This is a genomic window from Planococcus sp. 1R117A (assembly GCF_051417975.1).
Lineage (GTDB): Bacteria > Bacillota > Bacilli > Bacillales_A > Planococcaceae > Planococcus > Planococcus shenhongbingii.
This window is the reverse complement of sequence record NZ_JBPRLO010000007.1, coordinates 21,436-33,523: the sequence shown is the minus strand read 5'-3', so window position 1 is coordinate 33,523 and position 12,088 is coordinate 21,436. Positions and strand designations below refer to the sequence as shown.

Below are 12,088 nucleotides of genomic sequence, written 5' to 3'. Positions count from 1 at the left end.
ATATCACTTGACAGAAAATTCACAATACTTAACCGGCATATAAAAAGAGCATCTACACCATGAGATGCTCTCAGTTTTTTAAAGTTATTAAACTTAAGCCCGCTGCTTTCTTGTCAGTACATCGAAAATTACAGCCAAAGCTAAAACGCCGCCACGGATCATGTATTGATAGGAAATCCCCGTTCCGAGCAAGTTCATGCCACTCGATAGTGAAGCCATGACGATGGCCCCGATAATGGCACCGGTCACTTTCCCGACACCGCCTGCTGAAGAAACCCCGCCGACATAAGCTGCGGCAATGGCATCCAGCTCAAACAGTGTGCCCGCTGTAGTCGTTGCCGATTGCAGCCGCGAAGTGAACAGGATGCCAGAAAGAGCGGCAAGCATCCCCATTGAAGCAAAAACGAAGAGGGTGATTTTCGTGACGTTGATGCCGCTCAAATGGGCGGCTTCCGGATTGCTCCCGACGGCGTAAATATTACGTCCAAGCACTGTTTTTGTCGCCAGGAAATGATACACGACAACGACCAGCAGCATGATGACGACCGTCCAGGAAAAACCGTTATAACCGGCAAGAATCCAGGTAATGTAACCGATAATAAATGATACAAAAACCAGCTTCACGATGAAAATCTTAAAGGAAACCACTTCGAACCCATACTTCGCTTTGTTGCGGCGGTTGGAAATCTCGCTGTAGATATACAGCAAAATCCCTGCAAGTCCCACCAACAACGATAATAGGTGCAGTTCGTTGATTTCCATGAGCGACGGAATAAATCCATTGCCAAGTGCATTAAAGCCCTCGTCATTGACGATGATCGTCCCGGTGCCTTCAGTGACATTCAATAACGCGCCGCGGAAAAACAGCATCCCGGCGAGTGTTGCCACAAAGGCTGGAATGCCGACTTTTGCAATTAAAAATCCATTGAACAAGCCGATAATTACGCCAAATAGCAATACGAGCGGAATCACCAGAAATACGGACATTCCCATCTGCGAAAGGAAAATTGCGGCGACTGCACCCAAGAATCCTGCTAGAAATCCGACCGACAAGTCGATGTGCCGGATTACAATGACCAGCGTCATTCCCACTGCCAGAACTGCAATATACCCTGTTGAATCCAATAAATTACTGATGTTCCGTGAAGACATGAACAAACCGTCTGTCATAAAAGTGAACGTCAGTATAATAACCAGCAATGCGATATACATGCCGTAATCGCGGATATTCGCTTTGATCAGGTGTTTTGCTTCTGCTAAAAACCCCATTATTCCTACCCCCTATTGCGTCGCAAGTTCCATAATAGCTTCCTGAGTCGTTTCTTCTATTGTTAATTCACCTTTTATGGCTCCTTCCGCCATGACATAGACGCGGTCGCTCATGCCGATGATTTCATTCAATTCTGATGAGATCATGATGATGCTCAATCCTTCTTTGATCAGCTGATTCATAATGGTATAAATCTCAAACTTCGCGCCGACATCAATTCCGCGCGTCGGTTCATCCAAGATCAAAATCTTAGGTCCGGTAAACAACCATTTGCCGAGCGATACTTTTTGCTGATTGCCTCCACTCAGTTTTCCAACCGCCTGCTCAAGCGAATTCGCTTTGATGCGCAGTGAGTTTTTATAGTCTGTCCCAACTTTCACTTCCTCATTCAAATTGAGAACGCCTCTTGTCGAAATTCCTTTCAGATGCGCTGCCGTGACATTGTTCTTGATGTCTTTGATCAGAAACAGCCCATTTCCTTTACGGTCCTCGGTGACATAAGCAATTCCCGCCTTAATCGCATCGCTTGTATGTTTCAGTGTTCGCTGTTTCCCGAAGACCTGAAGCTCGCCTTGCAGCCTATAGTTTTTCGGATTGCCGAAAATGCTCAATGCAAGCTCTGTGCGGCCAGATCCCATTAATCCTGCAATGCCGATGATTTCCCCTTTTTTCACTTCCAGATTGGCGTGTTTCACCACTTGGCGTGCGAGTTCCGGATCATACGCCGACCAGTCTTTTACTTGAAGAACAGTCTCTCCTATTTTCTTGTCTGGCCGTTTTGGAAAGATATCTTCAATTTCACGGCCTACCATGTTTTTAATGATGATGCTTTCCGAAAGCTCTCCTTTATGGGCGTCCAAAGTGATAATGGTTTTGCCATCACGCAAAATTGTCGCCTTGTCAGCGATTGAAATAACTTCCTTCAATTTATGGGAAATCATGATGCACGTGATTCCCTGGCTTTTCAGTTCCTTCAATAATTCCAATAAGTTTTCGCTGTCGTTTTCATTTAAAGCAGCTGTCGGTTCATCAAGAATCAGCAGTTTCACGTCTTTGCTGAGCGATTTGGCGATTTCAACCAATTGCTGTTTTCCTACACCTAATTCCTTGATCAAGGTTTCCGGATCCACTTTCAATTTCACTTTCTGCAGTAATTTTGTAGACTGGACAATCGTTTCATTCCAGTCCACAAAAGGGCCTTTCCGGATTTCGTTGCCGGCAAAGATATTTTCATAGACCGTCAAATCCGGAAACAGTGCAAGCTCTTGATAAATGATGCCGATACCGGCTTTAACGCTGTCGTTGATTTCATTGAACTGCTGAACTTTCCCTTCGAACACAATATCGCCTTCATATGTGCCATAAGGATAAACACCGCTCAAGACTTTCATGAGCGTCGATTTGCCAGCGCCGTTCTCTCCGATCAAGCAATGGATTTCTCCCCGTTCCACTTTGAAATTCACATCTGACAAAGCTTTTACACCGGTGAATGACTTGGATATATTTTTCATCTCCAGAATATAGTCGCTCATTTCTTCGCCTCCCTTGCGCAAACACCAAGGAATGGAGAAATAGTGATAGATGCTTCTATCACTATTTCTTCCGCCCTATGTTATTTTTTACTCTAAGCCTGTAAATTCATCTGCTTTGTAGTAATCGGAATCAATCAATTCTTCCTTGGCATTTTCTTTATCTACTACAATTACAGGTGTTTGTTTCGCTTTTACTTCTGTTGTTCCGTTATCGTAAGAACCGGTTGTTTCAGGTGTATTGCCGTCTAAAACTTCAACAGCCATTCCCATTGCGTCTTCCACCAGTGTACGGACATCTTTGAATACGGTCATCGATTGTTTTTCATCAAGAATGTACTGGACTGATGCTTTCTCAGCGTCTTGCCCTGTAATCAAGTAATCAGTCACTGCAGCGTCTGAAGCGAACACGTCCGCAATGGCACGCGCAGTTCCATCATTCGGTGCCAAGATTGCTACATTGCCTTTCATATCGTCGCCGACGGAAGTCAGGTGGGTCTGAGCTTTGTTTTTCGATTCGTTCGGATCCCAGTTGGTTGTTACTTGGCCGATGATTTGGCTCAATTGGTCACGGTCAAGCTCTTTCGTATCTTTTAATGCCTCCGCTTGGCTGGAGTTGGCAATTTTAAATGTGCCGTCTGCAATCTTTGGCTGCAGCACTTCCCATGCACCTTGGAAGAATAAGAATGCGTTGTTATCTGAAGAAGCTCCTGCATACAAGTAAAGCGGTACACCCGTACCTTCCACGTTGTCCAGTAAATATTGCGCTTGTGCAGCACCTACTGCTAATGAATCGAACGTCACATAATAATCCACTGCATCCGTATCAGTGATCAAGCGGTCATAAGCGATAACGGTTACGTCATCCTGTTTCGCTGCCTCAACTGCCGCTGCAGCGGCTGCGCCGTCATGCGGCGTGATAATCAACACTTTAATGCCTTTGTTCAATAGCGCTTCCACGTTCTCTTTCTCTTTTGCTGAAGACCCTTGGCTGAACAGAATCTCCGTTGAATAATCCGAGTCGGCTAAAGCTGCTTTGAAGCGCTCTTCATCCTGCACCCAGCGCGGTTCATCTTTTGTCGGCAGCACAATTCCGATATCTACGCCTGAACTTGAACCCGAGCCCTCTTCTCCACTTCCACCGCCTCCATTACATCCAGCAGCTACCAAAGCGAATATAGCCAAAATCATCAAAAACAAGAAACCCTTTGAATTCTTTCTCATCTTCTTACCCCTCTCCTTTTATGAAAGTTAAGTTCATATTTAGTATAATTCCGCTAAATTTTAATGTAAGCGCTATCATAAGTATTCTTTTAACATTAACTGTAATTTTTTATCTTTTAAACTGTTTATAATAGATAATTTTCTAAAAGAATCGGTTGATTTTCATTGCACCAGAGACTCCAGCGGGGCAGTGTAAGCGACGAGGTTGTCGATTAGAAAAGCCGCTCGGACGCTTTAGGCACGCCTCGCTTGGTGAAGGTTTCATTAGTCTTCAAGAAAGGTGCGACTGCTTCTAACCTTGGAATGATCAATATTAAGTAAAGCGGCAACAAAATGCACAACACTGCCACTTCCTTGCTTAAAGTGAATACCATCCTAACTAAAAAACCCACCCGTAAAATGGAACTTTACGGGTGGGTTTGGCTGATAGAGATTAATTTAATTTTAATTCATTCACTCAGGTGTGCGAATGACCAGAACATCGCATTTAGCTGAACGGACGATGGCTTCCGACACAGAACCAAGAAGGAAACGCTCAACGCCGCTCACTCCGGTTGCTCCGCAAATGATCAAATCCGCACCGGTTAAATCAGAAAGTTCTTTTGTGATCACCGTTTTCGGAGAACCGTATTCGATGACAGCTTTTACGTTTTCAATGCCTTGAAACTCCACCTTCGATTTGAAGCCATTCAACATTTCTTCCGACATCTTTTGGGCTTTGTCAATGCTGGCGCGGTCATAAGCTTCGAAGGCTCTTGTATCTACCACATTGACCAGGTTCAACACTGAACCTGCATTGCGTTTTGCCACGTCAATGGATTTGCGGAAAGCATATTCCGATTCTGTTGAACCGTCTATTGCTACGACAATATTTTGATAATTATTCGCCATTTTTCTTACTTCCTTTCTCAAACAAATTGAAAGCTGTGAGTTCTATTTAAATCAGTTAATAGTTGCGCTTGGCTTCTTAAGGAATAGCGACAGCACAACATTAATGATGGCAAAGATTAAGCTGACAGTAAAGACAAGCGACGATCCTGAGGCTGCGGCTTCAGCGGGTGCTGCAGACGTTGTTGCCAATAAGCTTCCTTGTCTTGCGGCCATAAGCGAGACCATTACTGCAATACCGATTGCTCCAGCTACTTGCTGGATCGTTTGAGTGATTGCGATGCCATCCGGGTACAAACGTTTCGGCAGAGAGTTCAGCGTGTTCGTCTGAACAGAAGCAAGAACGGCCCCGACTCCAAGCATCATAATGATGAAGGTCACGACAATCAGCCAAACAGGCGTCGCTGTGCCAAATTGTGCATACAGGACATATCCGATTGCGACTAAAATCGTGCCCGGTGTGATAATTGCACGCGGCCCGTATTTGTCAAAGAAGCGTCCGATAAACGGTGCTAGTATACAGTTCAGCAAGCTTCCTGGAAGAAGCACTAAGCCTGTTGCAAAAGCAGCCATTAGAAGCGCCATTTGCATATACATCGGCAAGATCACAAGCATTGACAGCATATTAAAGAACGTGATGAAACTCATGAACACTCCAAGGACGAAAAGTGGATAACGGAATGCTCTTAAGTTCAGCATCGGATTTTCCATCTTCATTTGGCGGACTGCAAAAAGAACGATTGCCAGAAGCCCGATGATGATTGACCCCATAACAGTTGCACTTGTCCAGCCGGATTCACCGGCCATGCTGACTCCGTACACCACTCCACCGAATCCGATGGTCGAAAGGATGACAGATAATGCATCAATTGAAACTTTACGGATTTCATTAACATTCGGAAGATAAACAAGTCCGAAAATAAGAGAGAACAATAAGAACGGTGTTGTCACCCAGAAAATCCATTCCCAAGATAATGTATCTAAAATAAGTCCTGCAATTGTTGGTCCGAGAGCCGGTCCAGCCAACATAACTAATCCCATGACCCCCATTGCCGCTCCGCGTTTATTTGGCGGGAAGATGGTGAAAATCACATTTTGTGTTAAAGGCAAGTTGATGGCTAAGCCAGCTGCCTGAATAATACGGCCGATCAGTAATACGCTGAATACAGGTGCTAATGCAGCGATGATTGTACCGCCTAATAGCAGCACAACTGAAGTAATAAACATTTGGCGTGTGGTGAATTTTTGCATCAAGATACCGGACACTGGCACTAATATCCCTAACGTTAAAAAGTAACCTGTTGCTAACCATTGGACCGTTGTCGCGTTGACGCCAAATATCTGGCTTAAATCTCCCAAAGCGATATTTAATGCCGTTTCGCTAAAAAGTCCGACAAAGCCTGCCACTAAAAGGGCTGCCATGATTGGGCCTGTTTTGATTTGCTCTTTAATTTTCGTACCTGTTGCTGTTTGTGTAGTAGTCACTTATTCATACTCCTCTAATCAAATTGGCCTTGCTGATGAAATACTCGCTTTCAAACGGAAAAGCGCTACTGGAAGTTTCTTCATTTTCAGATGACTTGATTCAACGTGATTTTTCCATCATGCACCTTTGTGTCATCAGCGATTGGTTTACTATAACAAAATTTTTCTTTAAATGTCAACCTAGTTGACAATATTTAATTTTTCTGTTTTTCATCAACTTAGTTGACAATTTTAAAATTTTCTGTTATCATTAAAAGAATTGATTGCTAAAAGAATTGATAATGTTTGTTAGGAGGACCAAATGTTTAATATTGGGGATTTGATTATTTATTCCGTACACGGCATTTGCAGAATTGACGATATTAACGAAAAGACCGTTTCAGGCATTACCAAACAGTATTACGAATTGCACCCGTTGGAAAATAGCCAGCGTGTAACAATCAGTACACCCGTCGACAATGATAAAGTGGTGATGCTGGAGATGCTTCACAAAGATGAAGCGATGCAGCTGATTGAAACATTTAAAGAGCCCGAGATGGAGTGGAATGATAACTCCAACCAGCGCCTTGCCTTCTTTACAGACTTGCTTAATACAGGTGACCGAAAAGAAATTGCCAGAGCGGTCAATACGCTGATGCGTAAAAAAATTGAAGCCAAAAAGGAAAACAGGAACCTTTATGAGCGAGACCATAAATATCTGAACACCGCACAGTCTATCCTCTTTCAGGAATTAGCCATTTCTCTAAATACGACATTTGAAGAAATAAATGCAATGGCAACAAAACTGATCCATGAAAATTAGTAACTTAAAAACCCCCGATTTGCCGAATAACTCGGCAAATCGGGGGTTTCCTTTTTATGGATGGCGGATTAAATTCCCCAATCCAATTTTAATATGTCTTTAAGGACTTGTACTTGTTCTACACCAATCTGATCAGCAATTCTTTTTTCCAGCTGGGCTTTCAGCGCTTCGTTCTTTTCATAGCATTCTTCCCCCCATGCTGTTAACTGGATCCACTTCTCTTTCTTGTTGTTCTCTACATTATTAATTTCAACGAGCCCTTTGGCTTCCAGGTTTTTGATGAATTTATGTATCGCCTGCCGGGAAATTTCTACATTTTTTGTGATATATGAAATGGTCGGCTGCTTTTTATAAATCCTTGCCATGATATACCATTCCGAGTTCGAAATATAAATGTCACTTTGGCTGTTCCAGGCTCTCTCCGAGATTCCACGCACTAAACTATGCCGTTCACTCAATAAATCTATCAAATCTAAATTCTGTAATTCAGAGTTCGAACTCAAACGATTCACTCCCATCAACTTCTTCGCAACCTAATATACAGATTGTGATTGGGAAAGTCAATTTGGTTTACTTTCAACCCTGTACTAAGAATGGACCTCGTGCACTGAGATAAAATGTTTTAAAAAAGGCAGTTTCAGGGTAGAGAATAAAATTACAAAAATAAAAAAAGAGGTTGATAATATGGTAAAAATTGCAGTTGAACATCCTTTTACAGACGTTCAGCGTGCCTTGAAGAAAAAAGGATACCAGGCACATATGGTAAAGCGAACAATAGAAGCAATCGATTACGACGCGATTGTTGTACGGAATCAGAATGTTTTCGCCGGTTCGCGTATAGAAGGCTCACTCGTGGAAACCCGTGGGCGCAGCGTCAATGAAATTGTCGAAGAAGTAGAAGAACGCCTTCAGCGCGCCGGCAAAATCGCCGGAACAGCGGACGCTGCCAAAAGCAACTCAAGCGGCAGTTTCACATCAGGCGTAATAACCGGAGCACTGGTTGGCGCAGCCGCAGCACTTCTTGCAGCTCCAAAAAGCGGGAAAGAACTGCAAAGCACAGTAAAAGAAAAAATTTCGGGCGGCAATTCTGATGGCACCGGAAAGTTGGACCAAGCAAAAGAGAAAGCTTTACAACTAACTGGCCAATTGAAAGAAAAAGCCATGGAAATAAAAGATAAAAAAGGCAGCAATGGTTCTTCAGCCGGTCAGCAAAAAGGGAAAACCTCTGCGTTTGCAACAGTCCCAGAGGGCTTTCGCGTCGTGACGGTCGGGTCAGGCAATCCCTTAACGGAAATCGGCCGCAATTCCCCGAGCACCTTGGTTCAGTTTAAAGACAAATATTTCTTAGTCGACTGTGGAGCCAATACAACCAGCACTTTATTGGAGCTTGGCCTTCCTGCTGAAAAAATTACGAATATGCTGTTTACCCATCAGCATGTTGACCATAACGGTGATTTCTGGACGTTCTTCATTGACGGTTGGCAAGGGTCCGATGGACGAAGAGCCCTTAATTTAGTCGGGCCGCAAGTCCAGGACCTGTATGATACTACCATAAATTTCTTCAAAGAAGATTTGGAGTACCGCGCAAGTTTAGGCACGGCAAAAGACGGGGCACTGACGAATGTGAACATCACTGATTTTACGGAAGAACACCATAGCTTGGAACTTGATGGCGTGAAAATCACGGCTATTCCCGTTCCGCATACTGCTCCAACTTATGCGTACCGCTTTGAGGCAGACGGCCAAAGTGTCGTAATCTCAGGAGATTTAGCTTATACCGATAATCTTGCACCGTTTGCAAAAGGTGCAGATATTCTGGTGCTGGATGGTATGATGACCGGGACTTTTTCAGCTCTTTCCGAAAAAGCAGCTAAAAACTTAAGGGACGGCTTAGAAGGATCTCATGCAACTACACAAGAACTCGCCAAAATGGCAGCAGATGCAGGAGCCAAGAAAGCTGTTCTGACCCATATTGGCTTGGGCGGAATAGACATTGAACACGTCAAGAAGTCATTTTCAGATGCGAACTTTAAAGGAGAAATTGTGGCTGCTGAAGATGGCCTTGTGATTAATCCGTAAGAATTAGTTTTAAAAAAGAATGAGCCGGCATCTGTTATTGGATGCAGGCTTCTTCTTTTTGTTGCTCGTAGGTGAATACCTAACAACTGTTCACTGATAAAAGGCATCAAAATGAAAGAAGCCACCGAGATTTTCTCGGCAGCCCTGAAGCAAAAGCATGTGTTTATACTTGAAATTTATTAACTTATTTTACTTCCTGTACTCGCACTTTTTCTAAGTGGCGTTCCATCTGGCCTAAATGGCCTTCTAAATGCTTAACGATCAGATGGTCAATCAGGAACGATAGTGGTTTGCCGTCAAAATTCGGGTTATAGCTTGGTGCCGTTTTCGCTAAGTCTTCTTCTTGAACTTTCTCAAATGCATCTTCTGTAAGTGGAACAAGAGATTGCAGCCAGAGAACGGCTTCTTCTTTGGAAACAGCCTCAACCTGTTTTTCTTCAACTGCTGCCAAACGTCTTACATGTTCATGATTACGTCCCCATTTAGCACCTGGGACAATCAATAGCGCTTCCAAATCGGCTGCCCAGAATTCTACTGCTTCAATGACATGGTTGGCAATTTGCATAACAGACCATTCTTCTGCAGAAGGCTTCTTATATAATAAAGATGTTTCTGTCGTTTCCAATATGCTGACCATTTGGCTAATCGTTGATTTGATGTTTGTTGCACTTTCTTTCAATTTTTCAATAGTCACTGTAAAATACTCCTTAGTTCCGGTTGTAAACCGTTATTTTTAATGCTTTGCAACTAAACAAAGAGAGAGGAATGAATTTCATGTCCAGCAATTCAACAATCGGCTCATTAGCTTTGGGAATTCAAATCATTGATGCCGTTGCCCAAAGCGATCTTCCATTGAAGTTTTCCGATATTCAAGAAGTTACCGGCATTTCCAAAAGCAATCTATACAAATACTTAAATACATTAACGCAAATGGATTTATTGTACCGGGATCAAAGGCGCGGTTCTTATTCTCTTGGTTATAAATTCCTGCAATACGGCACTGCCGCTTTGCAAAATGCTGATTTCATCGACAGGTTGACTCCCTATTTTAAAGAAATCAGCAAAATCACCAGTATGACCACACTCTTCGCTACTTGGGTGAATGAGGGACCGATTATTACAAATATCTGGAATACCAATTACGGGCTGAATATCGGCGCGCAAGTAGGAACCAAACTGCCACTTTATTCGTCATCCGGCAAAATCTTTGCCGCCTACGCCCATTCAATGGAAATGACTAACTGGATTGAACAAGAGCAGCAAGCAATCGAAAACTTCGACATTTCCAAGTTCCAGAATGAGATGAAACAGATAAGAAATAGCCAGTATACATACGCCTACGAACCACTTATCCGCCATGTATCGTCTCTCGGGTTTCCAATCCTGAACTATAAACGTGAACTGATCGGTTCTTTTTCTGTCGTCGGCTTCTCAGAAGATATCCCTCATGAAAGTGATTCAGAAATCATTCAACGCATTGTTTCAATGAGCAAAGAAATGTCTGCCATCTATGGATACAAAGAGAAAGAGGAATGATCCCTCTTTCTCTTTTTTTATTTTTTTAAGCTTTTACTTCGTTTTTACGGACATTGAAATAATTGTATAAGTGATCGGCTACTTCATAGTCAGTTGCTTTATGCTGGCTGAAAATCGTATTGCGTAAGAGTGTTGTGATTTCGTCTTCTGCATGGATGATTTCTCCCCATTTGCGTGCAGACGTTTGAACCATAGCACTGCGTGGCAGTCTTTCAGCTTGGTATTTAGTGAAAGCTTCGTTATAAGTCGCTTCTGTTTCCAGTGCTTCCCCTAAGACAAAAGCATCTTCAAGTGCCTGTGCTGCACCTTGCGCCAAGTACTGCAGCATTGGGTGCGCCGCATCGCCGAGCAACGTCACGTTGCCTTCTGTCCAGTTTTCAATTGGCAGACGATCGAACATTCCCCAGCGGAACTGTGTAGAAATAAACTCCAATGCCTTCTCAACAAGAGGATGAGCTCCTTTAAAGCGCTCCACCATTTCTTCTGGTGTTCCCCAATCGCCATCCGGTTTGTAATCATATGTTTTGAAGACGACCACTTGGTTATAAAGTTCACCGCGGCGTACCGGATATTGAACCAAGTGAAGATTCGGCCCGATCCACATGATGACATCGTCCATAGCGACATCGCCTTTTGCTGTGATTTCTTCAATCGGAATTGTTCCGCGATAAGCTACGTATTCAGAGCAAATCGGCTCATCATCAGAGAACATTTTCCGGACATTGGATTTCAAGCCATCTACACCGATGATAGCTTCCGCGTTATACGTTTCGCCATTTTGGTTTGTGACGCTTGCTTGACCTTCTGCTTGTTCAACCGTTTGGATGATCTGATTGTTCATGAATGTGATACGGTCATATTTTTTACATTCTTCGAATAACACACGGTGCAAGTCTGAGCGGTGCAATACGAGGTATGGCTGTTTAAAGCGCTCTTGGAATCCTTCAGTCAAATCCAAAACTGCCAGCTCTTCTGCAGTATAAACGTCTTTTAAGACCAAGCGTTTAGGAGAAACTGAGACTTTCTCGATTTCTTCTTTTACACCAAGTTGATCCAACACATATAAAGCGTTTGCCCCTAACTGAATTCCTGCTCCCACTTCGCCAAATTCAGGCGCTTGCTCCATAACTGTTACAGACTTGTCTGTGCGCTGAACGATTGAAAGCGCTGTCGCCAAGCCGCCGATTCCTCCACCTACAATAATGACATCGCTTACTTTTTCCATTTGAAAACCTCCCGAAATATATTTAATCCACAAATAGAGAACTAAGTTTC

General features: G+C 43.3%; 11 protein-coding genes. 3 read left to right on the top strand and 8 right to left on the bottom strand.

The window, feature by feature from the left end:
- Positions 1–93 precede the first annotated feature (93 nt).
- The 5 genes from ACSFXN_RS17545 to ACSFXN_RS17525 form a co-directional block, all read right to left on the bottom strand.
- A complete protein-coding gene (locus tag ACSFXN_RS17545) occupies positions 94–1,269 on the bottom strand; it encodes a sugar ABC transporter permease (protein WP_437151441.1) in 1,176 nt (391 codons plus the stop codon).
- A gap of 12 nt (positions 1,270–1,281) precedes the next feature.
- Positions 1,282–2,802, bottom strand: a complete 1,521-nt coding sequence (locus tag ACSFXN_RS17540; protein ID WP_300991372.1) for a sugar ABC transporter ATP-binding protein — start codon at positions 2,800–2,802, stop codon at positions 1,282–1,284.
- Positions 2,803–2,889: 87 nt separating this feature from the next.
- Entirely contained in the window at positions 2,890–4,023 is a 1,134-nt protein-coding gene (locus ACSFXN_RS17535; protein ID WP_301856728.1) for a sugar ABC transporter substrate-binding protein, read from the bottom strand.
- Positions 4,024–4,476: 453 nt separating this feature from the next.
- Positions 4,477–4,914 (bottom strand): universal stress protein, encoded by a 438-nt coding sequence (locus tag ACSFXN_RS17530; RefSeq protein WP_437151440.1) that lies wholly within the window; start codon positions 4,912–4,914, stop codon positions 4,477–4,479.
- Between the two features lie 51 nt (positions 4,915–4,965).
- A complete protein-coding gene (locus ACSFXN_RS17525) occupies positions 4,966–6,333 on the bottom strand; it encodes a DHA2 family efflux MFS transporter permease subunit (RefSeq protein ID WP_437151595.1) in 1,368 nt (455 codons plus the stop codon).
- 364 nt (positions 6,334–6,697) lie between these two features.
- Here ACSFXN_RS17525 and ACSFXN_RS17520 point away from each other — a divergent pair, with 364 nt between their 5' ends.
- A complete protein-coding gene (locus tag ACSFXN_RS17520) occupies positions 6,698–7,198 on the top strand; it encodes a CarD family transcriptional regulator (RefSeq protein WP_437151438.1) in 501 nt (166 codons plus the stop codon).
- Positions 7,199–7,266: 68 nt separating this feature from the next.
- Here ACSFXN_RS17520 and ACSFXN_RS17515 read toward each other — a convergent pair whose 3' ends face one another.
- Positions 7,267–7,716 carry a MarR family winged helix-turn-helix transcriptional regulator gene (locus ACSFXN_RS17515; protein WP_437151594.1) on the bottom strand — a complete coding sequence of 150 codons (450 nt, stop codon included), beginning with the start codon at positions 7,714–7,716 and terminating at the stop codon, positions 7,267–7,269.
- A 166-nt stretch (positions 7,717–7,882) separates the two neighbouring features.
- Here ACSFXN_RS17515 and ACSFXN_RS17510 point away from each other — a divergent pair, with 166 nt between their 5' ends.
- Positions 7,883–9,277, top strand: a complete 1,395-nt coding sequence (locus ACSFXN_RS17510; protein WP_437151437.1) for a YkuS family protein — start codon at positions 7,883–7,885, stop codon at positions 9,275–9,277.
- Positions 9,278–9,461: 184 nt separating this feature from the next.
- Here ACSFXN_RS17510 and ACSFXN_RS17505 read toward each other — a convergent pair whose 3' ends face one another.
- Positions 9,462–9,971, bottom strand: a complete 510-nt coding sequence (locus ACSFXN_RS17505) for a DinB family protein (protein WP_437151436.1) — start codon at positions 9,969–9,971, stop codon at positions 9,462–9,464.
- 80 nt (positions 9,972–10,051) lie between these two features.
- Here ACSFXN_RS17505 and ACSFXN_RS17500 point away from each other — a divergent pair, with 80 nt between their 5' ends.
- Positions 10,052–10,813, top strand: coding sequence for an IclR family transcriptional regulator (locus ACSFXN_RS17500; protein WP_437151434.1), 762 nt, complete (start codon positions 10,052–10,054; stop codon positions 10,811–10,813).
- A 25-nt stretch (positions 10,814–10,838) separates the two neighbouring features.
- Here the strand turns inward: ACSFXN_RS17500 and ACSFXN_RS17495 are convergent, their stop codons facing one another.
- Positions 10,839–12,038 carry an FAD-dependent monooxygenase gene (locus tag ACSFXN_RS17495; RefSeq protein ID WP_437151432.1) on the bottom strand — a complete coding sequence of 400 codons (1,200 nt, stop codon included), beginning with the start codon at positions 12,036–12,038 and terminating at the stop codon, positions 10,839–10,841.
- Between the last annotated feature and the right edge of the window lie 50 nt (positions 12,039–12,088).